The organism is Litoreibacter ascidiaceicola (assembly GCF_900129235.1).
In the GTDB taxonomy this organism is placed as follows: Bacteria; Pseudomonadota; Alphaproteobacteria; order Rhodobacterales; family Rhodobacteraceae; genus Litoreibacter; species Litoreibacter ascidiaceicola.
The window spans coordinates 353,319-378,269 of the sequence record NZ_FQUV01000003.1; the positions used below are offsets into that span (position 1 = coordinate 353,319).

Annotated in this window: 27 protein-coding genes; 17 read left to right on the top strand and 10 right to left on the bottom strand. The window is 59.7% G+C overall.

The window, feature by feature from the left end:
* The 5 genes from atpA to BUB72_RS07915 all read left to right on the top strand — a co-directional run bounded on the left by atpA (window position 1) and on the right by BUB72_RS07915 (window position 4,786).
* A complete protein-coding gene (gene atpA, locus BUB72_RS07895; protein WP_073142550.1) occupies window positions 1-1,539 on the top strand; it encodes a F0F1 ATP synthase subunit alpha in 1,539 nt (512 codons plus the stop codon).
* Window positions 1,540-1,554: 15 nt separating this feature from the next.
* On the top strand, window positions 1,555-2,427 hold the full coding sequence (locus BUB72_RS07900) for a F0F1 ATP synthase subunit gamma (protein ID WP_073142552.1): 873 nt from the start codon (window positions 1,555-1,557) through the stop codon (window positions 2,425-2,427).
* An 18-nt stretch (window positions 2,428-2,445) separates the two neighbouring features.
* Complete coding sequence (atpD, locus tag BUB72_RS07905) at window positions 2,446-3,870, top strand: F0F1 ATP synthase subunit beta (protein WP_073142553.1); 1,425 nt, start codon at window positions 2,446-2,448, stop codon at window positions 3,868-3,870.
* An 18-nt stretch (window positions 3,871-3,888) separates the two neighbouring features.
* Window positions 3,889-4,278 (top strand): F0F1 ATP synthase subunit epsilon, encoded by a 390-nt coding sequence (locus BUB72_RS07910; protein WP_073142555.1) that lies wholly within the window; start codon window positions 3,889-3,891, stop codon window positions 4,276-4,278.
* A 157-nt stretch (window positions 4,279-4,435) separates the two neighbouring features.
* Window positions 4,436-4,786, top strand: coding sequence for an H-type lectin domain-containing protein (locus tag BUB72_RS07915; protein WP_073142558.1), 351 nt, complete (start codon window positions 4,436-4,438; stop codon window positions 4,784-4,786).
* A 95-nt stretch (window positions 4,787-4,881) separates the two neighbouring features.
* On the opposite strand, the gene BUB72_RS07920 is transcribed toward BUB72_RS07915, so the two are convergent.
* Window positions 4,882-5,898 (bottom strand): ribose-phosphate pyrophosphokinase, encoded by a 1,017-nt coding sequence (locus BUB72_RS07920; RefSeq protein WP_073142560.1) that lies wholly within the window; start codon window positions 5,896-5,898, stop codon window positions 4,882-4,884.
* 117 nt (window positions 5,899-6,015) lie between these two features.
* Between BUB72_RS07920 and BUB72_RS07925 the strand changes: the two genes are divergently transcribed.
* A complete protein-coding gene (locus BUB72_RS07925) occupies window positions 6,016-6,612 on the top strand; it encodes a 2-hydroxychromene-2-carboxylate isomerase (protein WP_073142562.1) in 597 nt (198 codons plus the stop codon).
* Window positions 6,613-7,344, top strand: a complete 732-nt coding sequence (locus BUB72_RS07930; RefSeq protein ID WP_073142564.1) for an alpha/beta fold hydrolase — start codon at window positions 6,613-6,615, stop codon at window positions 7,342-7,344. It abuts the gene before it with no gap.
* Here BUB72_RS07930 and BUB72_RS07935 read toward each other — a convergent pair.
* The 7 genes from BUB72_RS07935 to BUB72_RS07965 all read right to left on the bottom strand — a co-directional run bounded on the left by BUB72_RS07935 (window position 7,341) and on the right by BUB72_RS07965 (window position 13,829).
* Window positions 7,341-8,393: a threonine aldolase family protein gene (locus BUB72_RS07935; protein ID WP_073142566.1), complete on the bottom strand. Its 1,053-nt coding sequence runs from the start codon at window positions 8,391-8,393 to the stop codon at window positions 7,341-7,343. The genes BUB72_RS07930 and BUB72_RS07935 overlap by 4 nt on opposite strands.
* Window position 8,394: 1 nt before the next feature.
* Entirely contained in the window at window positions 8,395-8,862 is a 468-nt protein-coding gene (locus tag BUB72_RS07940) for a YcgN family cysteine cluster protein (protein WP_073142568.1), read from the bottom strand.
* On the bottom strand, window positions 8,859-9,791 hold the full coding sequence (locus BUB72_RS07945; RefSeq protein WP_073142570.1) for a bifunctional riboflavin kinase/FAD synthetase: 933 nt from the start codon (window positions 9,789-9,791) through the stop codon (window positions 8,859-8,861). The genes BUB72_RS07940 and BUB72_RS07945 overlap by 4 nt, the downstream gene beginning before the upstream one ends.
* A gap of 38 nt (window positions 9,792-9,829) precedes the next feature.
* Window positions 9,830-10,288 (bottom strand): MaoC family dehydratase, encoded by a 459-nt coding sequence (locus BUB72_RS07950; RefSeq protein ID WP_073142572.1) that lies wholly within the window; start codon window positions 10,286-10,288, stop codon window positions 9,830-9,832.
* Between the two features lie 83 nt (window positions 10,289-10,371).
* A complete protein-coding gene (locus BUB72_RS07955) occupies window positions 10,372-11,244 on the bottom strand; it encodes a TIGR01459 family HAD-type hydrolase (RefSeq protein ID WP_073142574.1) in 873 nt (290 codons plus the stop codon).
* 109 nt (window positions 11,245-11,353) lie between these two features.
* A complete protein-coding gene (locus tag BUB72_RS07960) occupies window positions 11,354-12,271 on the bottom strand; it encodes a manganese-dependent inorganic pyrophosphatase (RefSeq protein ID WP_073142577.1) in 918 nt (305 codons plus the stop codon).
* A gap of 88 nt (window positions 12,272-12,359) precedes the next feature.
* Window positions 12,360-13,829, bottom strand: a complete 1,470-nt coding sequence (locus BUB72_RS07965; protein ID WP_073142580.1) for an asparagine synthetase B family protein — start codon at window positions 13,827-13,829, stop codon at window positions 12,360-12,362.
* Between the two features lie 108 nt (window positions 13,830-13,937).
* Here BUB72_RS07965 and BUB72_RS07970 point away from each other — a divergent pair, with 108 nt between their 5' ends.
* The 4 genes from BUB72_RS07970 to BUB72_RS07985 all read left to right on the top strand — a co-directional run bounded on the left by BUB72_RS07970 (window position 13,938) and on the right by BUB72_RS07985 (window position 17,791).
* Window positions 13,938-14,606 carry a DUF2161 domain-containing phosphodiesterase gene (locus tag BUB72_RS07970; protein WP_073142582.1) on the top strand — a complete coding sequence of 223 codons (669 nt, stop codon included), beginning with the start codon at window positions 13,938-13,940 and terminating at the stop codon, window positions 14,604-14,606.
* 148 nt (window positions 14,607-14,754) lie between these two features.
* The gene (locus tag BUB72_RS07975; protein ID WP_073142584.1) at window positions 14,755-15,042 is read left to right on the top strand and encodes a co-chaperone GroES; all 288 of its coding nucleotides are present in this window, start codon (window positions 14,755-14,757) and stop codon (window positions 15,040-15,042) included.
* 68 nt (window positions 15,043-15,110) lie between these two features.
* Window positions 15,111-16,754 carry a chaperonin GroEL gene (gene groL / locus BUB72_RS07980; protein WP_073142960.1) on the top strand — a complete coding sequence of 548 codons (1,644 nt, stop codon included), beginning with the start codon at window positions 15,111-15,113 and terminating at the stop codon, window positions 16,752-16,754.
* Window positions 16,755-16,963: 209 nt separating this feature from the next.
* Window positions 16,964-17,791, top strand: coding sequence for a DMT family transporter (locus tag BUB72_RS07985; protein WP_073142586.1), 828 nt, complete (start codon window positions 16,964-16,966; stop codon window positions 17,789-17,791).
* Here BUB72_RS07985 and dprA read toward each other — a convergent pair.
* Together dprA and tldD are read right to left on the bottom strand one after the other, a co-directional pair.
* Window positions 17,788-18,915, bottom strand: a complete 1,128-nt coding sequence (dprA, locus tag BUB72_RS07990) for a DNA-processing protein DprA (protein ID WP_073142589.1) — start codon at window positions 18,913-18,915, stop codon at window positions 17,788-17,790. The genes BUB72_RS07985 and dprA overlap by 4 nt on opposite strands.
* 184 nt (window positions 18,916-19,099) lie before the next feature.
* Window positions 19,100-20,530 carry a metalloprotease TldD gene (tldD, locus tag BUB72_RS07995; RefSeq protein WP_073142592.1) on the bottom strand — a complete coding sequence of 477 codons (1,431 nt, stop codon included), beginning with the start codon at window positions 20,528-20,530 and terminating at the stop codon, window positions 19,100-19,102.
* A gap of 161 nt (window positions 20,531-20,691) precedes the next feature.
* Between tldD and coxB the strand changes: the two genes are divergently transcribed.
* The 6 genes from coxB to BUB72_RS08025 all read left to right on the top strand — a co-directional run bounded on the left by coxB (window position 20,692) and on the right by BUB72_RS08025 (window position 24,941).
* A complete protein-coding gene (gene coxB / locus BUB72_RS08000) occupies window positions 20,692-21,576 on the top strand; it encodes a cytochrome c oxidase subunit II (protein WP_073142594.1) in 885 nt (294 codons plus the stop codon).
* Window positions 21,577-21,637: 61 nt separating this feature from the next.
* Window positions 21,638-22,576, top strand: coding sequence for a heme o synthase (gene cyoE, locus BUB72_RS08005; RefSeq protein WP_073142597.1), 939 nt, complete (start codon window positions 21,638-21,640; stop codon window positions 22,574-22,576).
* Between the two features lie 5 nt (window positions 22,577-22,581).
* Entirely contained in the window at window positions 22,582-22,773 is a 192-nt protein-coding gene (locus BUB72_RS08010; protein WP_073142600.1) for a hypothetical protein, read from the top strand.
* A complete protein-coding gene (locus BUB72_RS08015) occupies window positions 22,773-23,369 on the top strand; it encodes a cytochrome c oxidase assembly protein (RefSeq protein WP_073142602.1) in 597 nt (198 codons plus the stop codon). Before BUB72_RS08010 ends, BUB72_RS08015 begins: the two co-directional genes overlap by 1 nt.
* A 25-nt stretch (window positions 23,370-23,394) precedes the next feature.
* Window positions 23,395-24,195 carry a cytochrome c oxidase subunit 3 gene (locus BUB72_RS08020; protein WP_073142604.1) on the top strand — a complete coding sequence of 267 codons (801 nt, stop codon included), beginning with the start codon at window positions 23,395-23,397 and terminating at the stop codon, window positions 24,193-24,195.
* 71 nt (window positions 24,196-24,266) lie between these two features.
* Window positions 24,267-24,941 (top strand): SURF1 family protein, encoded by a 675-nt coding sequence (locus BUB72_RS08025; RefSeq protein ID WP_073142606.1) that lies wholly within the window; start codon window positions 24,267-24,269, stop codon window positions 24,939-24,941.
* Window positions 24,942-24,951: the final 10 nt, after the last annotated feature.

Sequence of the window (24,951 nt, forward strand, 5' to 3'; positions counted from 1 at the left end):
ATGGCGATCCAAGCTGCAGAAATCTCTGCGATCCTGAAAGACCAGATCAAGAACTTCGGCAAAGAAATCGAAGTTGCTGAAGTCGGTCGCGTATTGAGCGTCGGTGACGGTATTGCCCGCGTTTACGGTCTCGACAATTGCCAAGCTGGCGAAATGGTCGAATTCCCCGGTGGCATTCAAGGCATGGCCTTGAACCTCGAAAGCGACAACGTCGGTGTTGTTATCTTCGGGTCCGACAGCCAAATCAAAGAGGGCGACGTTGTAAAACGGACGAACTCCATCGTGGACGTTCCGGTTGGTGACGAACTGCTGGGTCGCGTTGTTGACGGTCTGGGCAACCCGATCGACGGCAAGGGTCCGATCAAAACCACGAAGCGCGCCGTTGCCGAGCAAAAAGCTCCGGGCATCATCCCGCGTAAATCGGTTCACGAGCCAATGGCAACCGGCCTGAAATCTGTGGACGCGATGATCCCTGTTGGCCGCGGCCAGCGCGAGCTGATCATTGGTGACCGTCAGATCGGTAAAACAGCCATCGCGTTGGATACCATCCTGAACCAGAAATCCTACAACGACGCTGCTGGCGACGACGAGGGCAAGAAGCTCTATTGCGTTTACGTGGCTATCGGCCAAAAGCGCTCCACAGTGGCGCAGCTGGTTAAGAAACTCGAAGAGTCCGGCGCGATCGAATATTCGATCGTTGTTGCTGCGACCGCTTCCGACCCGGCACCTATGCAGTTCTTGGCACCCTACGCCGCGACAACAATGGCCGAGCACTTCCGTGACAATGGCCGCCACGCCCTGATCATCTATGATGACTTGACCAAACAGGCCGTGTCTTACCGTCAGATGTCGCTGCTGCTGCGTCGCCCACCAGGACGTGAAGCCTATCCAGGTGACGTTTTCTATCTCCACTCCCGCCTGCTGGAGCGGTCTTGTAAGCTGAACGAAGACAACGGTTCCGGCTCCCTGACGGCTCTGCCGATCATTGAGACCCAAGGTGGCGACGTTTCGGCGTTTATTCCGACAAACGTGATTTCGATCACCGATGGTCAGATCTTCCTTGAAACCGAGCTGTTCTACCAAGGCATCCGCCCTGCGGTGAACACCGGTCTTTCGGTGTCTCGCGTTGGTTCGTCCGCTCAGACAAACTCGATGAAGTCTGTGGCTGGTCCGGTTAAGCTGGAGCTTGCTCAGTACCGCGAGATGGCAGCGTTTGCTCAGTTCGGCTCCGACTTGGATGCCGCGACCCAGCAGTTGCTGAACCGTGGTGCGCGCCTGACCGAGCTGATGAAACAGCCGCAGTATTCGCCACTGACCAACGCTGAAATCGTTTGCGTGATCTATGCAGGCACGAAAGGCTACCTCGACAAGATCGCCGTCTCTGACGTTGGTCGCTTCGAGGCTGGTTTGCTGTCGCACCTGCGTGGCAAGGGCAAAGCGGTTCTGGACATGATCACCAAGGATGACCCGAAAATTAAGGGTGATGCCGAGGCCGCCGTTAAGGCCGAGATCGACGCGTTCGCAGCTGACTTCGCATAAGGGGGGCTTAGGCAGATGCCAAACCTCAAGGTTCTAAAAAATCGGATCGCGTCGGTCAAATCGACCCGCAAGATCACGAAGGCGATGCAAATGGTCGCCGCCGCGAAACTGCGCCGAGCGCAGGAAGCGGCGGAGGCTGGCCGCCCCTACGCTGAACGGTTTAACGCCGTAATGGCGCAGCTGGCCGGTGGCGTGTCTGGCGACAGTGGCCCAAAGCTGCTGGTCGGCAACGGCTCCAATCAAACGCATCTGCTGGTTGTCATGACCGCAGAACGCGGCTTGTGCGGCGGCTTTAACGGCAACATCGCCAAGCTGGCCCGTGTTGCTGCAAACAAACTGATGGCTGAAGGCAAGACGGTGAAAATTCTCACCGTTGGCAAGAAAGGTCGCGAGGCGCTGAAACGCGAGCTTGGGTCCCATTTCATCGGGCATGTCGATTTGTCGGACGTTAAAAAGCTTGGCTATGACAACGCGGCGACGATTGCTCAGGATTTGCTGACACGCTTTGATGCTGGCGAATTTGACGTGGCGAAGATCTTCTACTCGACCTTCCAGTCCGTCATCAGCCAGACCCCGACCGAGCAGCAGATCATCCCCGCCGACTTCAGCCACGTTGAAGTAGGCGAGCAAAGCACGGTCTATGACTACGAGCCCGGCGAGGAAGCCATCTTGGCCGACTTGCTGCCGCGCGCAGTTGCTACGCAAATCTTCTCGGCCCTTTTGGAAAATGGCGCCTCGGAGCAGGGTGCTCGGATGTCCGCAATGGACAACGCGACCCGCAACGCAGGCGATATGATTGACAAACTGACCATCCAATACAACCGGTCGCGTCAGGCTGTCATCACCAACGAGCTTATCGAAATCATTTCGGGCGCGGAAGCGCTCTAGACCCCGGAGAACCTCAACATGGCCAATGTTAACGGCAAAATTACACAGGTTATCGGCGCGGTCGTCGACGTTCACTTCGACGATGACCTGCCTGCGATCCTCAACGCGCTGACAACAGACAACAACGGCAAAACGCTGGTGTTGGAAGTTGCGCAGCACCTTGGCGAAAACACCGTTCGTGCGATTGCTATGGACGCCACCGAAGGTTTGGTGCGCGGTCAGGAAGTGATCAATACCGAAGGTCAGATCACTGTTCCAGTAGGCCCCGGCACGCTGGGTCGCATCCTGAACGTTACAGGTGACCCTGTTGACGAGCAGGGACCTGTCAAAGCAACCAAACGCCGCCCGATCCACGGCGACGCGCCTGCGTTCGAAGACCAGTCCACAGCGACTGAAATTCTGGTAACAGGCATTAAGGTTATCGACCTGCTGGCCCCATATACTAAGGGCGGCAAAATTGGCCTCTTCGGCGGTGCTGGTGTGGGCAAGACGGTTCTGATCATGGAGCTGATCAACAACATCGCGAAGGTGCACTCCGGTGTGTCCGTGTTCGCGGGTGTTGGCGAGCGGACCCGTGAAGGCAACGACCTTTACCACGAGATGATCGAATCCGGCGTTATCGTTCCTGATAACCTCGAAGATTCGAAAATCGCGCTCGTCTACGGCCAGATGAACGAGCCTCCAGGTGCGCGTATGCGGATCGCTTTGACCGGTCTGTCCTTGGCAGAGCAGTTCCGCGATGACACCGGTTCCGACGTTCTGTTCTTCGTCGACAACATCTTCCGCTTTACACAAGCAGGCTCCGAAGTGTCCGCGCTTCTGGGTCGTATTCCGTCCGCTGTGGGCTACCAGCCAACGCTGGCCACCGACATGGGTGCGATGCAGGAACGTATTGCGTCGACGAAAGCTGGCTCCATTACGTCGGTGCAAGCCGTGTACGTGCCGGCCGATGACCTTACCGACCCGGCACCTGCGACGTCCTTTGCCCACCTTGACGCGACGACGGTTCTTGACCGTGCGATCTCGGAAAAAGGTATCTACCCTGCGGTTGACCCGCTCGACTCCACGTCGCGCCTGATGGACCCTGCTGTTGTTGGCGAGGAGCACTATGGTGTGGCTCGTAGCGTGCAAGGCATCCTGCAGCGCTACAAGTCGCTGCAAGACATCATCGCCATCCTTGGCATGGACGAATTGTCCGAGGACGACAAACTGGCCGTGGCGCGCGCGCGTAAGATCGAGCGCTTCCTGTCGCAGCCGTTCGACGTGGCGAAAGTGTTCACCGGGTCCGACGGTAAGCAGGTTCCTTTGGAAGACACGATCGCGTCGTTCAAGGCAGTTGTCGCTGGCGAATACGATCACCTTCCGGAAGGCGCCTTCTACATGGTTGGCGGCATCGACGAAGTGATCGCCAAAGCCGAGAAAATGGCTGCTGACGCAGCCTAAGTTCAAGGAGGCCATCACATGGCTGAGATGATGCAATTCGATCTGGTCTCGCCCGAGCGGCGGCTGACCTCCGTGCAGGCCTCCGAGGTGCAAATCCCCGGGGCCGAGGGTGACTTCACTGCAATGGCGCAACACGCGCCGGTGATCACCACCCTGCGCCCCGGCGTGCTGAAGGTTGTGACCGCGTCTGGCACCGACGAGTATCTGGTGACGGGCGGTTTCGCCGAAGTGGGCGTTGCTGGCACATCTGTGTTGGCGGAACGTGCTTTTGCCAAAGCGGATGTCACACCAGAGCTGCTGGAGGACCTAATCAAAGAGGCGAACCTGCAGCGTGATGCAAACAATACGGATATGGCGGCGAAATATGCCGATGATCTGGTCGCAGCAAGCACCCAGATTTCCGGCTAGTTTCCGGCAATCACGCGCCTTTTGCGCAACGTGTTAAAAGAAAGCCCCGCCTGGTCGGGGCTTTTTTTCTAAGTTACCCATAGGTAAGGCTTACATTAGGGGAACTGTCATAGTGTCGCCGAAGTTTACGAGTATCACCACCGCGTAAGGGTAATTTATGCAACGACTAACCAGCAATAATGTTGGAATCACGCAAGGCTCCCGCGTCTTGTTTTCGGATTTCATTGATGACGGCCCGATGTGGACCGGAACCGGCCCTCGTGAGCACCGGTTTGAGGTGGAATTTGCCGAAAGCTACGCGGCTGTGCCCAATGTGATGGTGTCGATCGCGATGTGGGACAGCGATACCAAGACCAACCAGCGGATGGATATCGCCGCGGAGAACGTCTCCGAGACCGGATTTGATCTGGTGTTTCGGACATGGGGTGACAGCCGTGTGGCGCGCGTGCGCGCAAACTGGATGGTCATCGGGCCATTGCCCAACGAAGACGATTGGGATCTGTACTAAACTACCCGAATTGTGCCTTCGGCGCTTGATGTTTTGATGGGGGCGTTGCCCCCAAACCCCCAAGGTATTTTTTGAAGCAATGATTGGGGGCAGGGTTAGCTGCTGGGGTAGAGGCTTTCGTAGATCGGCTCCAGCGTTTCGTTGTCGAACAGGGACGAGACGGACATACCGCCCGAGATGTTCAGGATCGCTTGCGCAAACATCGGCGCCGTCGGCACGATGCGGATGTTCTTGCAGGCCTTGACCTCTTTGGTGGGCTGGATGCTGTCGGTGATCACGAGGCTTTTCATCACCGAATTGGTGATGCGCTCGACGGCGGGGCCGGAGAGGACACCATGGGTGATGTAGCTATGGACCTCGGTGGCTCCGGCTTCCATCAAGACCTCGGCGGCCTTGCACAAGGTGCCAGCGGTATCGCAGATGTCATCGACGATGATGCAGCGCTTGCCTTCGACGTTCCCGATGACGGTCATTTCTGCAATTTCGCCAGCTTTCTCGCGACGCTTGTCGACGATGGAGAGTGGGGCTTTGATGCGCTGCGCCAGTTCGCGGGCACGGGCCACACCGCCCACATCAGGGGAGACGACCATGACGTCTTCCATGTCCTTGAAGTGATGCAGGATATCCAATGCGAAAATCGGGGAGGCGTAGAGATTGTCCACGGGCAAATCGAAGAAGCCCTGAATTTGGGCCGCGTGCAGATCCATGGTCAGAACCCGCTCCACTCCGGCTTCGGCGATCAGGTTGGCGACCAGCTTGGCGGAGATTGGCGTGCGGGCCTTGGTGCGGCGATCCTGACGGGCATAGCCGAAATAGGGGATCACGGCAGTGATGCGTTGCGCCGAAGAGCGACGGAGCGCGTCGGTCATGATCAGCAGCTCCATCAGGTTGTCATTGGCCGGGTTGGAGGTGGACTGGATAATGAACATATCCTCGCCACGGACGTTCTCGAAGACCTCGACGAAGATTTCGCCATCGTTGAATCGCTCGACCCTTGTATCAATCGGTTTGACGACCTGACCGCGATGCATCGACATGCGCTTGGCAATGGATGTGGCAAGCGGCTTGTTCGAATTACCCGCGATGAGTTTTGGATCGGTGTTGACTGGCATGTGGTGTCCCCGTTTGGCAGCTATCACGGACCTGTGTTCCCCAACCGGACCGCGTTGCGCACCCCGTAACACCCGACTAGGATTCGCGCAAAGGTTTAACCCCGAGAGGACGTCCATATGCCACATGTAGACTATTATTTCGCGACTCTGTCCCCCTACACCTACATGGCGGGCACGCGTCTGGAGGAGGTCGCCGCGAAACATGGCGCGACAATCACCTACAAACCTATGGAAATCATGGCACTGTTTGCCCGCACCGGCGGCACACCACCCCCGCAGCGCCACCCCAACCGTCAGGAATGGCGGCTTCAGGAAATGCGCCGCACGGCCAAGAAGCTGGAGCTGCCGATCAATCTGAAACCGGCACATTGGCCGACCAATCCGGCGCCGTCCTCCTATGCGATTATTGCGGCTCAAGCTGCGGGCGGTGATGTCGGCGCTTTGGTGCATGCATTCACCCGTGCCTGCTGGGCCGAGGATCGCGACATCGCGGAGGATTCTGTTGTGCGCGACGTGCTGGAGAAATCTGGTTTCGACCCCGCGCTGGCAGACAAGGGTTTGCTGGCCGGAGCGGAGCAATATGGCCGCAATCTAGAGGACGCCGTGCTGGCGGGCGTCTTTGGCGCGCCGACCTACATTACCGACGGGGATGAACGCTTCTGGGGGCAGGACAAGATCGACGATCTGGATCTGCACCTGTCGGGCAAGCTTTAAGTGCCAGACGCGCTGTTTTTGCATGGCATGCTCGCCGACAGGCGGGTGTGGCGTTCGGTGACGGCGCATCTTCCTGAGATGGAGTGCCAGACCATGGACCTGCCTGGGCATGGTGGTGCAGTCGCGTGGGATGGCGGGGATTATCAGAGACAGGCGTTTGAGATGGCGCAGTCCCTGTGCGACACCCCTGTGCATCTGGTGGGGCACTCGTTCGGCGCATCTGTTGCGTTAAGGCTGGCTGTGGAGCGGCCTGACGTGATGCGCAGCCTGACGCTTGTGGACCCGGTCTTCTTCTACGCAGCGAAGCAGGCGGATCCGGCTCTGTTTGACCAATACGCTCAGCGCGCTGGCCCCGTGATGCAGGCCATCGCGAAAAAGGACCATATGCACGCGGCAGAGCTGTTTCTTGGCGATTGGGGTGTTGAGGGCGGCTGGGCGATGATGCCGCCGCCCGCCCGCGCCGCGATTGCGGAACGGATGCCGCTTATCGGTGTCACTGCGGCGAGCCTTATCGAAGATACCGGACAGATCTGGCCGCGGCTGCGGGATGTGACCTGTCCGGTTCTGATCGTCTCTGGCGGGAAGTCCGAACCTGTCATGCCGGGCATTGTGCAAGGGCTGGAGGCGCAGTTTGAAAACTGCACCAGTGTTGTGTTCGATGATGCAGGCCACATGATTCCTGTTACCCATGGCCCGCAGTTGGCTGCGCAGATTGCGGCGTTTACGGCCTAGCCGCGCAGCAGGGCGAGCAACTGGTCGATCTCTGTGTCGGGCTTTGACCAGTCGCACACGAAGCGGCAGCGGATCAGATCGTCATCGGGGCCGTCAAGTGAGGCGTCAGCGGGGAACAGGTAATATTTCGCACCTGCTTGGATTGCGCGGCGATGTGCGGCGCGGGGCAGGAGGGCAAAGACCATATTGGCAGCCGGTGCGTCGGGGATTTCAGCCTCGTCGATGCTTTCCAACCCTTTGACCAGTCGCGCGCAATTGGCGTTGGCTTTTGCGCCAAGTTCCAGCCACAGGTCGTTGGTCAGATAGGCCTCCATCTGCGCCGACAAATAGCGGTGCTTGGAGAACAGATGCGCGCCGCGTTTGCGGCGCAACTCGAATTCCCACGCTTTTTCGGGGTCGAAGAAGATCACAGCCTCGACGCCTGCACAGCCGTTTTTGGTGCCGCCGAAGGACACCATGTCGATGCCTGCCTTCCACGTCATCTCGGCGGTGGTGCAGCCGAGCGCTGCGCACGCATTGGCAAAGCGTGCACCGTCAAGATGGGTTTTGAGCCCGTATTCTTTGGCGATGGCGGTGATTTGGGCGATTTCCTTCAAGCTGTAGAGCGTGCCAACTTCGGTGGCTTGCGTGATGGTCACGGGGCCGCGCTGGACGCTATGCACATCTTTTTGGCCGGTGCCGATAATCACTTGGCGCAGCGCATCAGGGTCCATCTTGGCCCCCGCGCCCTCGACCAAAGTCAGTTTCGCGCCATTTGCATAAAACTCCGGCGCGCCGCATTCATCTTCTTCCACATGCGCGACGCGGTGGGCGAAAATCGTGTCCCAAGGATTGGTGTAGGTGGCGAGGGCCAGCGCATTGGCCGCCGTGCCGGTGGCCACGAGGTAGACGGCAGCCTCGGGCGCCTCGAACGTCGCACGGATCTTGTCGCGCACGCGGTCCATGATGGTGTCGTTGCCATAGGGCATCTCGTAGCCGGTATTGGCTTTTACGATGGCGTCCAGAACGCTTGGGTGCATCGGGCCTGCATTGTCAGAGGCAAAATTCATGTCACTGGTCCTCGATTATATAGTTTTCCCACTCGTCCTCGGACACTTCGAATTCCGGCACGGTCCAGCCTTGCACGGAGATGCCTGCGTCATGGACGGTTTGGGCGGTGCCGGAAATCAGCGGGTGCCAGTCGTACAATGCCTTGCCCTCGTTGAGCAGCCGATAGGCGCAGGTGGGGGGCATCCAGTAGCCGATTTCGTCGATGTTCTTCGGCGTCAGCATCACGCAATCGGGCACGAACTGCTTGCGGATGTCATATTGCGCACAGCGGCAGGTATCGCCGTCCAACAGGCGGCAGGCAACGCGGGTGAAGGCAATCTCGAACGTGTCTTCGTCTTCAAGCTTGTTCAGGCAGCAGCGCCCGCACCCATCGCACAGTGCCTCCCATTCCTTCGGGGCCATGTTCTTTAACGGGACTTTCTCCCAGAATTTGTGGCGCAATCCGTCGCGCTCGATCGGGTCTTTCATAGCGCGGCCAGTATGGAGCGCGCGCGGTCGCAATCCGCATCCATTTGGGTGATCAGCGCGTCGAGGCTGTCAAACTTCTCCTCACCGCGCAGGTAGTCGACCAAGGCCACCGACAGCGTTTCGCCGTAAAGGTCGCCTTTGAAATCGAATAGGAAGCTTTCACAATTGGGCCTGTTTACCCCGAACATCGGGCGCACGCCGATGGAAGCCGCGCCGTGATAGTTGCCCTTGTGCGGCCCTGTCAGCACGTCCACCAGAACGGCGTAGACGCCGAACTTTGGCGGATGCAGGCGGTCAATCGACATGTTTGCGGTGGGGTAGCCCAGCTCGCGGCCCCGTTGATCGCCTTGGATCACTTCGCCCTCGATGCGGTGCCAATGGCTGAGCATTCCGGCGGCGTCGCGGGGGCGGCCTTCGGATAGCGCCGTGCGGATATTGGTCGAGGATACCTGCGCCGTGTCCTGCGTCACCAACTCGGCAATGGTCACGCCAAACCCGTATGTATCGCCAAATGCCTTGAGCATCTCCACGTTGCCCGCGCGCCCTTTGCCGAAGCAGAAATCAGCCCCGACAACGACATGCTTCAGGCCAAGGCCTTTGGCGATCACGTCGCGAGCGAATTCCTCGGCGGTCAGGCTCGACAGGGTGGTGTTGAAGTTCAACTGGTACAACCGCTCAACACCCAGCTTTTCAAGGCGGTTGGCCTTCGCCTCGGCGTTCATCAGACGGAAGGGCGAGGCCTCCTTGGCGAAAAACTCGCGTGGATGCGGCTCGAAGGTCACGATACCCAATGGTGCATCGGGGGCCGCTTGGCGCGCAATGTCGATTACCGCGCGGTGGCCAATATGAACCCCGTCGAAATTGCCAATGGCCGCGGTCGCCCCGCGGTCCTCTGGTCGCACAAACTGGTAGTCTCGGATAATCCTCATGGCGTTTGGGTAAACGCCGTGCGGCAGGGGTGCAAGGGCTAGTCGAACTTGCGCGAGGGGGCCAAAACCACGGCCTCGCCTTTCAGCACGTTCTTGCCATCCACTTCGCAGCGGGTGTGCATCGTCACGCGACGTTTGGCGTGGTCGATCTCGGTCACTTCGACCTCGGCCATGACCATGTCACCGGGGCGCACGGGGGCAAGAAACTTCAGCGACTGGCCCAGATAAACCGTGCCGTGGCCGGGCAATTGCTCGCCAATCACGGCAGAGATCAGGCCAGCGGTCAGCATTCCGTGTGCGATGCGGCCTTCAAAGATAGTATCTTGGGCGTAGTCGTCATCCAGATGCACCGGATTGTGGTCGGTCGAGACCTCAGCGAACAATTCGATGTCGCGGTCGGTCACCTGTTTGCGCAGATGCCGCTTCATGCCGATTTCAATATCCTCGATGCAGATGGTGCCGCGGGGAAGGTTGTCTGTGCGATGAACGTCGAGCATGGCGCGTAACTTTCAAACAAGTAAATGGACAGGTTTGAAAGATAATTACTTTGCACTTGCAGCAAAGTCCAGCTTTTTTTGCCCTAACGCAGGTAGCCAATAGTATAGGTTGGCGACGACATTTCCGTTTCCAAATAGGCTTTTAGGGCCTCCGGATCAGGCTGGTGCGTGGTTTTCGTCTCGGCTGCGGCAAGGCCGCCGGAGATGAACAGGGAATCAATATCCTCCCCCATCGCGCCACGGATATCCGTCAACACGCCGTCGCCAATGCATAAAATCCGGTCGTCCGGAACAGCTTGCCCCAATGCCGCGAGCCTGCGGCGGGCAAGGTCATAGATCGGTGGATGCGGCTTTCCGAAATACAGGCTTTCGCCGCCCATCTCGGTGTAAAGCTTGGCCAAAGCCCCGGCGCACCATTCGCGGGTTTCGCCGCGATCCACCACGATATCGGGGTTCGCGCAGAGCAGCTTGAGGCCCTTTTGTTTGGCATAGAGAAATTCCGGTCGCATCACGTCAGGATCGGCCAGCGGATCGAAAGGACCGCAACAAATGATGCCTTCGGCCTCTTGCAGCGGCACCTGTTCAATCGCGACAGGGTTCTCGACGATTTCCAACGGGTCAAAGAAGGTCTGATCATGCGGTTGGCCAATGAAATAGACCTTAGAGCCGACTGCGCCGTTGAACATTGCAAAGCGGGCGCTGTCGCCAGAGGTGGCGATGGCGTCCCAGCTGTCCTCGGCTACACCGATTTTGCCAAGCTGCAAAGCGACCGAGCCACGGTGGCGCGGGGCGTTGGTGACGAAGATCACCTTGCCACCTTTGGCGCGGTAAGTCTGCATGGCCGTGACGGCCTCGGCAAAGGGTTCCAGCCCGTTATGGATGCACCCCCACAAGTCGACAAACAGCGCGTCGTAGCGGTCGGACACTTCAGACAGGTGGGTGATGATCTGGGACATTTTGGCCTCGAATTTGGGTGTCGGATACCTGTCGGCTTTCCGTCGGACTTCTGTCGGGCACCGCAGGTCGTAAATTGCGGCGCCCGATAGTGGGTGCGTGGAGGCGGGGTCAGACCTTCAGGGAAGGAATGATCTGCTTCTTGCGGCTCATGATACCGGGCAGCACGACCGTGTTGCCAGTGACATTCGCGCCGAATGACTTTTCCGCCACGCGCTTGGACAGGTCGTTGGGGATCAGCATCGTGGCTTCTTCGTTCAGGATATCCACGACGAAGAGCAGAACCTCGTTCACCTTGTCTTCACCGGCGACGGCTGGCATCGCTTCCATGATTTCAGCGGTACGGTCCAGAACCATCTTGGGGCTGGTGGTTTCCAGAACGGAGACGCGGAACTTCACGCCTTCGACCTCGTATTCCTTGCTGTCCATGCGCAGTAATTCGGCCGCCGAAAACGCGGAGACGTCGGATTTCGCCGCAAACAGCTCGGAGGCGTATTCGGCGATGTTGATGCCCAACTCGTCCGCCAGCTTTTCCGCCAAGGCGCGGTCGGTGTCGGTGGTGGTCGGGGAGCGGAACTCCAGCGTGTCCGACAAGATGCACGACAGCATCGCGCCTTTGATGTTTTCCGGCATGCATCCGGCGTGTTTGCCCATCAGGTCGTGCATGATGGTGGCGGTACAGGCCAGTGGGCGGATGGTGATGTCGATCGGGCCAGCTGTTTCCAAGCCGCCGACCAGCTTGTGGTGGTCGATGATGCCTTGGACATCCGCGCCGTTGATATTGGCGGGCAGTTCGGCCGGGTTGTTGGTGTCCACGATCACGCAAGGCTGGCCATCGGCGACGTTGTCGATGATTTCCGGCTTGGCCAGATTCCAGCGCTCCAGCATGAAGGCGGCTTCGGTGTTCGGCTCGCCCAACAGCTTGGCAGAGGCGTCAGTGCCAGTGTGGTTCAGAAACCATTCCCAGATCAGCGGCGATCCGGTGCTGTCGGTGTCGGGGGATTTGTGGCCAAAAACAAAAGTCGTCATTGCGGGAGTGTCCTCGTGATATGTGCAGTCTTTGCGGGCCTTATAGGAGCCGCCGCTTGGCTTGTCACGCCAGCTTGGATGCGGCGAATTAGGCGGCGGCGGTGCGCGCGAGTTTCACATCCGGCGTGAAAGGGATCGCGGACAGCTCTGGCGCAAGATGGGCCAGCAACGCATCGTTGTAGGCGTTGGCCTGACGCTCGGCGACGGGCAAGCGCAGACATCCTTCGATCAGCGCGCGGTCGCTGAACGGGTTCAGCAGGAAGTTTCGGGTGTAGCCGTAAAATTTGGGCTGCCAGCCGGGAAGCAGGCTTTCGACAAAGGCGAAGTCATAGGCCAGCGCTTGCGCGCCTTCTGGCAATGTCGCCTTCCACGCCAGATAGTCGGGCTTGAAGGCCGCCACGGTTGCAGCCCCGCCTTCGGGCAGGATCGCCAGCCGTTCGGTGGCATAATCCGCATCGTGGCCGTCCGGATGGGCCGCGTCACGGGCCAAGCCGCGTTTCCAGTGGTTGGCTTTTAGCAACTCCATCACGTTGCCGCGCAGAACCACGCCTTTTGGCACCTTGCGCGCCAAACCGTCGAGCACGTCGTTGTTGGCGTCGCCAACATAGCCGCCCGCCAGCCGGTAGGCCATCTTTTGACGCTTGCGGGCAGGGCGGGGCAGCGTGTCCCGGTCCTGCGCGGTGTTAATGTACGAGGCATAGGTTTGGTGGTTTAATGCCAGCGCTTCGGCAAGCTGTTCTGCCAGCTTTGCGTCGATCTGGCCCTGCCAGTTCGACACAAACGTGTAGCTTTGAACGATATGTGCCAGATGCGGCTTGGCGGCGGCAGCAAGGTTGCGGCTGTCGCGCCCGCCGGTCAGCGGCAGTAAGGTCGGATGGCCTTTCGCGATGGCCCCGATGACGTCGCTCAGCCGTTGTCCCATGGCGGCGATGGTCTGCTCTGGCGCGTCGGTGGGATAGGTGGCATCTGCACGCGGCCAGAAGCGCGTCAGGGAGAAGTCGCTTAAGTCCAGCCGGTGGTTCGGCATCACACCGCGGACAAACGTGTCGCGGGTAAATCCAAGCGCGTAGCTGCCGCGCCCTGCTTGGATAGCGTCTGCGTCAAAGCGAGGGTTGTCGATGATGGGGCGGTTCAAGCACATCAACGGCGTTGACGCGACCGTGCGGGTGTTCGCGTCATAGACCACGCCCATAGATCCGGTCGGGTCGGCGTAAACTGCGCCCGCCGCGTCAAAGGCCACATAGCGCCCGGCTGCATCGGTGACGAAGGCTTCAAACGACGCTGTCAGCTTGTAGCCATCGGTGACCAGCACGCCCGCGCCATCCACGGCAATCCCAAGGACAACACCCGCAGGCTTGCCGTTCTGGTCGGTCAGGCGGGCATAGGGGAGCGCGCGGCAATGGTGCAAACGCCAGTCTTCGCACAATTCGGTCACGCGGTAGCCGTCAAGGCTCAACTCTGTGGATTGGCTGAGGACAAACTGACCCCGAAAAATGCGGGAAAAATCCAGTTTTGCCGCGTCGCAGGCCATGTGGGCCGCAAGGGGGGCGCTTAGCATGTCGGGTGGCTCCTGTCGGGGCTCTGATTGTCTGCTCGTGTTTTGCGGATCGTACACCATGGTGCGGGTGCTTGGCAAAACCTTGTTGGCCCGTGTAGCGTCCGGCTCATGACGAAAGAGACTGAACTATACGCGCCGGTGAAATCCTTTCTTGAAGGGCAGGGCTACGAGGTGAAGGGCGAGATCGGCGCGTGCGACGTCGTGGGCGTGCGGGGCGGGGATGATCCGGTGATCGTCGAGCTGAAAACCGCATTTTCGCTGAGCCTGTTTCATCAAGGCGTGGCGCGGCTGGCGATGACCGATGACGTTTATATCGCGGTGCCGCGCAAAACCGGCAAGCCGTTTCAAAGGGCGTTGAAGGAAAACACCGCGCTGTGCCGCAGGGTCGGGCTGGGGCTGATTACCGTGCGGTTGTCCGACAAGCTGGTGGAGGTACATGCCGACCCCGTTCCCTATGCCCCCCGCAAGTCAAAGAAGCGCAAGGGGCGGTTGCTGAAGGAATTCGCGCGCCGCGTGGGTGACCCGAATGATGGCGGGGCGACGCGGCACGGGTTGATTACGGCCTATCGGCAGGACGCAATCCGCTGTGCGCGGTTCTTGGCGGTGCATGGCGCGTCCAAGGGCGCAAAGGTGGCGGAATGGGCCGAAGTGCCGACCGCCACACGGGTGATGCGCGACAATCATTACGGCTGGTTCGAGAAGGTTTCCAAAGGGGTTTACGACCTGTCGACGCAGGGCAAGAAGGGTCTTGCCGACTTCGGTGATCTTGCCGTCTGAAATTCATGACAATTTCTTGGATGCAGTGGTTGACTCATACCGCTCTGCTCCTTAGCTATCCGTCGTTGGCACTCGCATTGGGTGAGTGCTAACGGCTCCGGTCAAACGGAGCCATGGACGTAACATTGGAGCTAAGGAGCACCAACAGATGGCATTAACACCGCTTCACGACCGCGTTCTTGTAGAACGCGTTGAAGGCGACGAGAAAACCGCAGGTGGTTTGATCATCCCAGAGAGCGCAAAAGAGAAACCTGCTGAGGGCATTATTGTTGCCGTTGGCGAAGGTGCGCGTAAGGATTCGGGCGAGCTGATCCCCATGGCCGTCAAAAAAGGCGACAAAATCCTGTTCGGCAAATGGTCCGGCACGGAAGTCACCGTCGACGGCAAAGAGCTGCTGATGATGAAAGAAAGCGACGTATTGGGCATCCTGTCCTGATTTGGAAGGTGGGTTGCAAACCCGCCCTGCGCTTTCGATCCAACTAAAATTTTAAGGAGCACATGAAAATGGCTGCTAAAGACGTCAAATTCGACACCGAAGCCCGGAACAAGATGCTGAAAGGCGTCAACATTCTGGCCAACGCTGTCAAAGTCACGCTGGGCCCGAAAGGCCGCAACGTGGTTCTGGACAAATCCTTCGGCGCACCGCGTATCACCAAAGATGGTGTATCCGTGGCCAAGGAAATCGAACTGGAAGACAAGTTCGAAAACATGGGCGCACAAATGGTCAAAGAAGTGGCCTCGCGTACCAATGACGAAGCTGGCGACGGCACCACGACCGCTACGGTTCTGGCCCAAGCCATCGTGCAAGAAGGCCTGAAATCGGTTGCCGCTGGCATGAACCCGATGGACCTGAAGCGCGGCATCGACATGGCAACTGCCAAGGTCGTTGAAGCAATCAAAGCGGCAGCACGCCCAGTCAATGACAGTGACGAAGTTGCGCAGGTCGGCACGATCTCCGCAAACGGCGAAGCTGAAATCGGTCGCCAGATCGCAGACGCGATGCAAAAAGTCGGCAACGAGGGTGTTATCACCGTCGAGGAAAACAAAGGTCTGGAAACAGAAACCGATGTTGTTGAAGGCATGCAGTTCGACCGCGGCTACCTGTCGCCTTACTTCGTGACCAACCCCGAGAAAATGACAACCGAGCTGGAAGACTGCCTGATCCTGCTGCACGAGAAGAAGCTCTCGTCGTTGCAGCCTATGGTTCCACTGCTCGAAACTGTCATTCAATCCGGCAAGCCCCTGCTGATCATTGCTGAAGATGTCGAGGGCGAAGCCCTTGCAACTCTGGTTGTGAACAAGCTGCGTGGCGGTCTGAAAATTGCTGCTGTCAAAGCACCTGGTTTCGGCGACCGCCGCAAAGCCATGTTGCAAGACATCGCAATCCTGACCGGTGGTCAGGTTATTGCCGAAGACCTTGGCATGAAGCTCGAGTCCGTGACCATCGACATGCTTGGCACCGCCAAGAAGGTCCAGATCACCAAAGACTTGACCACCATCATTGATGGTGCAGGCGAGAAAGCCGAGATCGAGGCACGCGTGTCCCAGATCCGTCAGCAGATCGAAGAAACCACATCCGACTACGACCGTGAGAAGCTGCAAGAGCGCGTTGCCAAACTGGCAGGCGGTGTTGCTGTTATCCGCGTGGGCGGCATGACCGAAACCGAAGTCAAAGAGCGTAAAGACCGCGTTGACGATGCGTTGAACGCGACCCGTGCGGCCGTGCAAGAAGGCATCGTTGTCGGTGGTGGTGTTGCTCTGGTTCAGGCGTCCAAGACCCTTGAAGGTCTGGAAGGCGTGAACAACGACCAGAATGTTGGCATCAATATCGTTCGCAAAGCGATCGAAGCACCTCTGCGCCAGATCGCCGAGAATGCTGGTGTCGACGGCGCTGTTGTTGCTGGCAAAATCCGCGAGTCCAGCGACGCGACGTTCGGCTTCAACGCTCAAACCGAAGAATATGGCGACATGTTCAAATTCGGCGTGATCGACCCTGCCAAAGTGGTCCGGACTGCTCTGCAAGACGCGGCGTCTATCGCTTCGCTGCTGATCACCACGGAAGCCATGGTTGCCGACAAACCGTCGAAAGACGGCGGCGGTGCCGGCGGCGGCATGCCCGACATGGGCGGCATGGGCGGCATGATGTAAGTTCTTTTGCCATAGGCAAAAGGGCGTATCCGTCAGTGCAAAGGCCTCCCTCGTGGGGGCCTTTGTCACGAGAGGGGAAGGCTTTTCGCTTCGACCAGAACTGCCGAGAACCAAACCGTCTGAAGTACTTAGGGCTGCCCTTCATCGGGCGGCCCTTTTTTTCGTTTTCGTGAATTCCCATTCCCCGTTAATCGGCCTATGCGTCCCGCATGCGTCTTTTCCTTCTCACAGCTCTCACGATGGTGGCTTTTGCCGCCAACTCCGTTCTCAACAAACTGGGCGTGTCACGGGGCGGGATGGAGCCGTTGGACTTCGCCATGCTCCGTCTTTGGAGTGGGGCCCTGATGTTGCTTCTATTGGTCTGGGTCCGGCGCAATCGCGCCCCTGAGACGGGCAGCCTGATCGGCACCGCGTCGTTGCTGGTCTATATGCTCGGCTTCTCGCTGGCCTATGTGACGCTGGAGGCTGGCGTGGGGGCGTTGATCCTGTTCGGCGTCGTTCAAATCACCATGTTCGCCGCGGCAGTCGTCAACGGAGAGCGCATTCCCGCGCTCCGCTACATCGGATGTGGCATCGCGTTTTCCGGTCTTGCCGCGTTGTTGTGGCCGGTTGGTGGCGCTGCTCCGGATGTCTGGGGGGCGATACTGATGGCCGCAGCCGGCGTGGGCTGGGGCGTTTACACGTTGGTCGGGCGCGGTGCGGCTGCGCCATTGCTGCGCACGGAGCGCAATTTCAGATACGCGGCGCTGCTTATGGTTGCCATTGCCGTGGTGATTGGTCTGCCGATGGGCACGCCGCTGGGATACATGGCGGCGGTGGCCTCCGGTGCGGTCACGTCGGCGCTGGGCTATGCCCTTTGGTACCGCGTTTTACCGCAACTTCTGACGACGATCGCGGCAACCGCGCAACTGACCGTGCCGGTTATCGCCTTGGCAGGGGGCATCGCGTTTCTGGGCGAAGCGCTGACACTGCGGTTTGCCCTTGCCAGTGTTTTGGTGCTGGGCGGTGTCGCCTTGGCGCTGCGCCCGACACGCTAGTTCAGGCGGGTGAGCAGGCCGCCCGGCTGACGCTCGATCCTGCCCTCCAGTTCCAGCAGGGTGAGCTGTGGCGACAAGGCCCCCGCGTCAATATTCAGATCGCGCAGAAGCTGGTCTTCGGCCACGGGCGTTGGCCCCAACAGGCCAAGGATTTGCGCATGTGCCGCGCCGTGCGGGTGTGCGGGGGTGCTGGCCAGTCGCAGAGCTGCCTTTGGTGCCTCATGCGTTTGTGGCTGTCCCAAGCTTGCCAGCACATCTTGCGGAGAGCGGACCAATGTCGCGCCATCGCGGATCAGCAAATTGCATCCGGCAGCGCGGGCATCCAGCGGATGGCCCGGCACGGCCATGACGTCGCGCCCTTGGTCCAGCGCGTTGCGGGCGGTGATCAGGCTGCCGGATTTCGCGGCGGCCTCAACAACGACCACACCCCGCGCAAGGCCCGAGATGATCCTGTTGCGGCGCGGAAAGTCCCGCGCTTGTGGTTGCAGGCCTAAAGGGCGCTCCGACAGGATCAGGCCCTGTTTGGCAATGTCGTCATGCAGTTTGGCATTTTCGCGCGGATACACCACGTCGAGCCCCCCCGCGACGACGGCGATGGTTCCGTGGGGCAGGGCGGCGATATGGGCGGCGGTGTCGATGCCGCGCGCCAGACCTGAACTGATGGCGTAACCCGCATTGCCCAGATCGTTGGCCAACCCTTGCGCCATGCGTGTTCCAAGCGAGGACGCGTTGCGCGCGCCGACCATCGCGATGCAGGGGCGGTTCGCCAAAGATATGTCACCCAACGCCCACAGCAGGGGCGGGGCATCATCCAGATCCATCAAAGCTTGCGGGTAGTCCGGCGCGCCGTGCAGCAAGAGCTTCGCGCCAAGCTTTGCCCCCTGGTCCAACTCACGTCGGGCGGCTTCGGGCGAGCACGGGGTGTAGCGCGCCACACCTGCGGCGGAGGCGATGCCGGGCAAAGCCTCAAGCGCCGCCTCGGCGCTGCCGTGTTCATCCAGAAGCCGGAAAAAAGTGCTCACGCCAACGCGGTGAGACCTGATCAGACGGAGCCAAGCGGACACATCGCCCTGTAGTCTTGGGGGTGCGAGGGGGGGTGGGGTAGACAGCAGGTCGCTGGCCATTCTTCGCTCCGTCTAATCAGTGAGCCCACTTTGCCGCGTCGGAGTTAAAGGAAAATGAATGTGGATAATAAGATGAGATATTTCCGCTAAGATACTGAATGCAATTGTATAAAAATTGAGCCTATCAAGAACGAGCGCGCAGCTGTCCAGCGGCGCGCTGATTCTTGAAGCCACAGTGTTTCGCTTAGGTCGCGGAACCGCCGACCGTCAGCTTGCCAATTTTCAAGGTCGGCTGGCCCACACCCACAGGCACCCATTGGCCCGCCTTGCCGCAGTTCCCCATGCCCGGATCAAGCGCCATGTCGTTGCCGATGGCTTGGATATGTTTTAGCGCGGTCGCCCCGTCGCCGATCAGCGTCGCGCCATTGACCGGCTCACCCACGACGCCGTTGCGGACGCGGTAGGCTTCGGTGCAGCTGAACACGAACTTACCATTGGTGATATCCACCTGTCCGCCGCCAAAGCCCACGGCGTAGATGCCATCTTTCAGGTCATGCACAATCGCCTCCGGCTCCGCGTCGCCGCCGAGCATATAAGTGTTGGTCATGCGCGGCATCGGCGTGTGGGCATAGCTTTCGCGGCGTCCGTTGCCTGTTGGCTCCACCCCCATCAGGCGGGCGTTCTGGCGGTCCTGCATATAGCCCACCAACACGCCGTCTTCGATCAGGGTGTTCTTGGCCGAGGGCGTGCCTTCGTCATCCACGGTGATCGAGCCGCGCCGATCCGGGATCGTCCCGTCATCCAGCACGGTGACGCCTTTGGCGGCAATCTGTTGCCCCATCAACCCCGCAAAGGCCGAGGTTTTCTTGCGGTTGAAGTCGCCTTCCAACCCATGCCCAATGGCCTCGTGCAGCAAAATTCCGGGCCAGCCGGGGCCAAGCACCACGTCCATGACACCCGCAGGAGCTGGAACCGCGTCGAGATTGACCAGCGCGATGCGCAAAGCCTCGCGGATTAGGCCCTGCCAATGGGATGGCTCCAACAACCCGTCCAGCATGGTGCGCCCGCCGCCGCCAGCCGTGCCGCTTTCGCGACGCCCGTCTTTCTCTGCGATCACCGAGACGTTGATGCGGGTCATCGGGCGGTCATCTGTGACCAAGGTGCCATCGGGCCGTAAAATCGCGACTTCCTGATGGGAGGCGGCCAGCGATGCGGACACTTGCACCACCCGTGGGTCGAGCGCGCGGGCAAAAGCGTCGATTTCGCGCAGGGTGTCGACCTTGGCGGTAAACGCGATGCCTTCCATCGGGTCCATGTCGGAATAGAGCTTGCGGTTGGTGCGCGAAGGCGCAGGGGCCAGGGTGCCGCCCCCTGCACCGACCGCAAGGCGGGCGGTTTCAGAGGCGCGGATCATCGCGTGTTCGGAAATCTCGGTGGCGTGGGCGTATCCGGCGGTCTCGCCGCGCACTGCGCGCAGGCCGAACCCTTCGGAGGCGTCGTAGCTGGCGGTTTTCAGGCGACCGTCGTCAAAGGCGAAAACCTCACCGCGTTTGCGCTCCAGATACAGCTCGCCGTCGTCGGCTCCGGCGGTCGCAGAGCGGAGAATCTCTAGCGCGCGGTCTTGGTCCAACATGGTCTCGAACGGGCGGAACGGGGCGGCGTTAGCGGAGGTCATTGGTGATTCCCTTGATTTAGCGCAAAATTGTGTGCGGCATCGTGGCGCTTTCTTGGTGTCGGCGCTTGCCCCTTGCATGGTAATATGGTTTCTCACAGGCCAGACGCAAGCGGGGGAGCCGTGCCCGAAGAGCACGGCCCTGACAACGACGGGAACAACAGATGAGAATTGCAAAACTTTTTGCTGGCTTCGCGGGCCTTTTGACCGCCACTGGCGCGCATGCGCAAGCCGCACTTGATAACTTGGAAATTATCGGCAAACCAAATGCCGAGACATCCTTGAGTTTCCAACCTGCGGTGACCGAGCTGGCCCGCGACCTGCATTGGCTGGACCAGTTCGTCTTTGTGATCATCACCGTGATCACCTTGTTCGTGACGGCCCTGCTGCTGTGGTGTGCCTATCGCTTCAACGCCAAACGGAACCCGAATGCGGCGACCTTTACGCACCACTCGACGCTCGAAGTGGCCTGGACCATGGTTCCCGTGATCATTCTGGTCATCATCGGCGCGTTCTCGGTGCCTGTTTTGTTCAAGCAACAGCGCATTCCTGAAGGCGACATTGTGATCAAGGCCACCGGTTACCAGTGGTATTGGGGCTACGAATATGTTGACCACGGCTTCGGCTTTGACAGCATCATGATTGGCGCGGGCGAAAACCGCCTGACACCGGATGTCGAAGCCGAGCTGGTCGAGGCGGGCTACAGCAAGGACGAGTTCCTGCTGGCCACCGACACTGCCGTCGTCGTTCCAGTGAACAAAACCATCGTGATGCAGGTCACTGGCGCGGACGTGATCCACTCGTGGACCATCCCCGCCTTTGGTGTGAAGCAGGACGCCGTTCCCGGCCGTCTGGCAGCGCTTTGGTTCAAAGCCGAGAAAGAGGGCATCTATTTCGGTCAATGCTCCGAGTTGTGCGGCCAAGCCCATGCCTACATGCCGATCACTGTGAAAGTGGTCAGCCAAGAGGTGTATGACGCTTGGCTGGAAGGCGCGATCGAAGAATATGCAGGGACACCCCTGTCCGTTCAGGTTGCTTCCGCTAACTAATAAGGTGTGGCGGGGTGAACCCCGCCCTACTGCTTCCTCTTCTTCTTGGGTGTAACGCCACATGACTGACGCGACACAAAACATCGGGACGACTGCTGGCGAAGGCCAGTTCGGCGACTACTGGGCGTTGCTCAAGCCGCGCGTAATGTCGTTGGTGGTGTTTACCGCCGCCGTTGGTGTGTTCGTGGCCCCCGTCAGCGTGCATCCGTTCATCGCCATGGTGTCGATCCTGTTCATCGCCTTGGGTGGCGGCGCGTCCGGCGCGCTGAACATGTGGTACGACCACGACATCGACACCATCATGAAACGCACCGCCAACCGCCCCGTCCCGTCGGGCAAGGTGGCCCCGGGCGAGGCGCTGACGCTGGGTCTGTGGCTGTCGTTCATCTCGGTCACCATGCTGGGGCTGGCCTCCAACTGGGTCGCCGCTGGCTTGCTGGCCTTCACGATTTTCTTCTACGCTGTCGTCTACACCATGTGGCTGAAACGCTGGACCCCGCAAAACATCGTGATCGGTGGCGCGGCTGGTGCGTTCCCTCCGATGATCGGCTGGGCCGTGGCAACGGGTGGTGTGTCGCTTGAGAGCGTCTTGCTGTTCTGCCTCGTGTTCATGTGGACGCCACCCCATTTTTGGGCTTTGGCGCTGTTCATGAACAATGACTACACCAATGCAGGCGTGCCAATGCTGACCGTGACCCACGGCAAGCGCGAGACCCGCAAGCAAATCTTCATCTACGCCCTGCTTCTGGCCCCGCTGGCCATCGGCGCTGCGTTTACCTCCATCGGTGGCTGGATCTACCTGACCGCCGCGATCTACCTGAACGCCAAATTTGTCTGGGGCGCGTGGAAGCTGTGGCAGCGCGAGGAAGCCGACGCCGAGGCCGATATCTATACCGCCGAGAAGGCCTATTTCCGCTTCTCGCTCGTCTATCTGTTTGCAAGTTTCTGTGCCCTGCTGCTGCAAGCGGTCTGGGTCAAAGCCGGCATGGGAGCTTGGTAGAGGTCATGGCACTCAGGGTAGAACACGAGCTGCATAAACGTCGCTTCGGCCGCAATCTAGGCGTGGGCTTGTTGCTGGTTGGTTTCGTCGCGATTGTCTTCGGGCTGACCGTGGTGAAGGTGCAAAACACCGGCTTCGTCGAGGGCTATGACCACGTCGCCCGTCCGGCGCTGATCCCTGACGAGGGCAGCAACTGATGGCGCGCAAGCTTGATCCCAAGCAACGCACCATGGCGGTGCTGGTTGGTGTTGTGCTGACCATGGGCGCGCTCGGCTTCGCCTCTGTGCCGCTTTACGATCTGTTCTGCCGTGTCACAGGCTATGGCGGAACGACGGCGCAGGCGGATGCAGGCTCCGACGTCATTCTGGACCGCACCATCAACGTTCGCTTCGACGGATCGCTGTCGTCCAACATGGCGTGGGAGTTCAAACCAGTGCAGCGCGAAATGACCGTGCGCATCGGCGAGACGGGCCTTGCGTTCTACGAGGCTTACAACCCGACCGATCGCCCGATTGCGGGTCAGGCCAGCTACAACGTCTTCCCGTTTACCGCTGGCGGCTACTTCAACAAGATCGCGTGTTTCTGCTTCACCGAGCAGGTTTTGCAACCCGGTGAGCGTATCCAGATGCCGGTGACCTTCTTCGTGGATCCGGAAATCGTCGACGATCCTGACGCAAAGTTTGTCGAGGAAATAACCCTCAGCTATACCTTCTACGAGATCGACCTGCCGGACGGGGGCGCGCAAGCGGCCCTGACACCCGAGCAGCCCGCAAAAACAACTGAATATAACTAAGCCCACCACGAGGGAGCCCAACAAAATGGCACATGCCAAGAACCACGATTACCACATCCTGCCGCCGTCGATTAATCCGTTCCTTGGGGCGCTTGCGGCGTTCGTAATGCTCACCGGCGCGGTGCTGTGGATGCATGACGGCGGCCCATGGCTGTTCGCGATCGGCTTCGCCACCGTGCTGTATACCATGTTCAGCTGGTGGTCCGAGATGGTCGACGAAGGCCAGCAAGGCGATCACACCCCGGTGGTGCGTATCGGCCTGCGCTATGGCTTCATCTTCTTTATCATGTCCGAAGTCATGTTCTTCGTGGCGTGGTTCTGGTCCTTCTTCAAACACGCCATGTACCCGATGGGGCCCCTAAGCCCTGCGGTTGACGGCCAATGGCCACCTGCGGGCATCGAGACGTTCGACCCTTGGCACCTGCCATTGATCAACACGTTGATCCTGCTCTGCTCCGGTGCGGCCGCGACTTGGGCGCACCACGCGCTGGCCCATGAGAACAACCGCAAAGACCTGAAAAACGGCCTGATCCTCGCGATTGCGTTGGGTGCGTTGTTCACTGTTTTCCAAGCCTATGAATACAGCCACGCAGCCTTCGGCTTCTCGGGCAACATCTATGGCGCCAACTTCTTCATGGCGACAGGCTTCCACGGCTTCCACGTTCTGGTCGGGACGATCTTCCTGCTGGTCTGCCTGATCCGCGTATACAAAGGCCACTTTACGCCAGAGCAGCATGTCGGCTTCGAGGCCGCTGCTTGGTACTGGCACTTCGTGGACGTGGTCTGGCTGTTCCTGTTCGCAGCGGTTTATATCTGGGGCGGCTAAGCTTTCCTGCGATCTACTGAGAAAATCGATAGGCGCGAGGGGAAACCCTCGCGCTTCTTCATTGAGGTAACATGACCAAACGAATGATCCTGCCTTTGCTGTTCGGCCTGATCGGCTGCGCCATTTTGGTGAGCCTCGGGACATGGCAAGTGAAGCGCCTTGCGTGGAAAGAATCCATGCTGTCCGAAATCGACGCTCGGATCACGGCGCAGGCCGTGGCCTTGCCCGATAGTTTGGACCAACAAGACGACCTGTATCTGCCAGTGCAAGCGACAGGTATGTTCGGTGCGGACCGCATCCGCGTGTTGGTCAGCCAGAAGAAGGTCGGCGCGGGCTACCGGATCATCAGCCCGTTCACGACACAAGGCCGCACGATCATGGTGGATCGCGGCGTCATCCCGATTGCAGGTGAATTGCCCGCGCCGCCCACCGGAGAGGTGACGGTGACAGGCAACATCCATTGGCCGCACGAGGTCGACAGCTACACGCCGGACCCCGACGAGGCGCGCGACATCTGGTTCGCCCGCGACGTCGACCGCATGGCCGCCAAGCTGGGCACCGAGCCTGTCTTGCTCATCTTGCGCGCTGCAACCCCTGCCACCCCCGAAATCACCCCGCTTCCCGTCAGCCGCGCTGGCATCCCCAACGACCACCTGTCTTATGCGATCACATGGTTTTCGCTCGCGGTGATATGGTTTGGGATGACAGCGTTTTTGCTTTGGCGTATCAGGCAGCGGACCGTTTGAAGGAACATCC

Coding starts and splice junctions, on each gene's coding strand:
- BUB72_RS07965 (WP_073142580.1), bottom strand. CDS start 13,829: ATGCTAAGCGCCCCCCTTGCGGCCCACATGGCCTGCGACGCGGCAAAA.
- tldD (WP_073142592.1), bottom strand. CDS start 20,530: ATGACCTCCGCTAACGCCGCCCCGTTCCGCCCGTTCGAGACCATGTTG.
- BUB72_RS07910 (WP_073142555.1), top strand. CDS start 3,889: ATGGCTGAGATGATGCAATTCGATCTGGTCTCGCCCGAGCGGCGGCTG.
- dprA (WP_073142589.1), bottom strand. CDS start 18,915: ATGGCCAGCGACCTGCTGTCTACCCCACCCCCCCTCGCACCCCCAAGA.
- BUB72_RS07915 (WP_073142558.1), top strand. CDS start 4,436: ATGCAACGACTAACCAGCAATAATGTTGGAATCACGCAAGGCTCCCGC.
- groL (WP_073142960.1), top strand. CDS start 15,111: ATGGCTGCTAAAGACGTCAAATTCGACACCGAAGCCCGGAACAAGATG.
- BUB72_RS07920 (WP_073142560.1), bottom strand. CDS start 5,898: ATGCCAGTCAACACCGATCCAAAACTCATCGCGGGTAATTCGAACAAG.
- BUB72_RS07955 (WP_073142574.1), bottom strand. CDS start 11,244: ATGTCCCAGATCATCACCCACCTGTCTGAAGTGTCCGACCGCTACGAC.
- BUB72_RS07945 (WP_073142570.1), bottom strand. CDS start 9,791: ATGAGGATTATCCGAGACTACCAGTTTGTGCGACCAGAGGACCGCGGG.
- atpD (WP_073142553.1), top strand. CDS start 2,446: ATGGCCAATGTTAACGGCAAAATTACACAGGTTATCGGCGCGGTCGTC.
- BUB72_RS07960 (WP_073142577.1), bottom strand. CDS start 12,271: ATGACGACTTTTGTTTTTGGCCACAAATCCCCCGACACCGACAGCACC.
- cyoE (WP_073142597.1), top strand. CDS start 21,638: ATGACTGACGCGACACAAAACATCGGGACGACTGCTGGCGAAGGCCAG.
- coxB (WP_073142594.1), top strand. CDS start 20,692: ATGAGAATTGCAAAACTTTTTGCTGGCTTCGCGGGCCTTTTGACCGCC.
- BUB72_RS08015 (WP_073142602.1), top strand. CDS start 22,773: ATGGCGCGCAAGCTTGATCCCAAGCAACGCACCATGGCGGTGCTGGTT.
- BUB72_RS08020 (WP_073142604.1), top strand. CDS start 23,395: ATGGCACATGCCAAGAACCACGATTACCACATCCTGCCGCCGTCGATT.
- BUB72_RS07900 (WP_073142552.1), top strand. CDS start 1,555: ATGCCAAACCTCAAGGTTCTAAAAAATCGGATCGCGTCGGTCAAATCG.
- atpA (WP_073142550.1), top strand. CDS start 1: ATGGCGATCCAAGCTGCAGAAATCTCTGCGATCCTGAAAGACCAGATC.
- BUB72_RS07940 (WP_073142568.1), bottom strand. CDS start 8,862: ATGAAAGACCCGATCGAGCGCGACGGATTGCGCCACAAATTCTGGGAG.
- BUB72_RS07975 (WP_073142584.1), top strand. CDS start 14,755: ATGGCATTAACACCGCTTCACGACCGCGTTCTTGTAGAACGCGTTGAA.
- BUB72_RS07985 (WP_073142586.1), top strand. CDS start 16,964: ATGCGTCTTTTCCTTCTCACAGCTCTCACGATGGTGGCTTTTGCCGCC.
- BUB72_RS08025 (WP_073142606.1), top strand. CDS start 24,267: ATGACCAAACGAATGATCCTGCCTTTGCTGTTCGGCCTGATCGGCTGC.
- BUB72_RS07970 (WP_073142582.1), top strand. CDS start 13,938: ATGACGAAAGAGACTGAACTATACGCGCCGGTGAAATCCTTTCTTGAA.
- BUB72_RS07925 (WP_073142562.1), top strand. CDS start 6,016: ATGCCACATGTAGACTATTATTTCGCGACTCTGTCCCCCTACACCTAC.
- BUB72_RS07935 (WP_073142566.1), bottom strand. CDS start 8,393: ATGAATTTTGCCTCTGACAATGCAGGCCCGATGCACCCAAGCGTTCTG.
- BUB72_RS07950 (WP_073142572.1), bottom strand. CDS start 10,288: ATGCTCGACGTTCATCGCACAGACAACCTTCCCCGCGGCACCATCTGC.
- BUB72_RS08010 (WP_073142600.1), top strand. CDS start 22,582: ATGGCACTCAGGGTAGAACACGAGCTGCATAAACGTCGCTTCGGCCGC.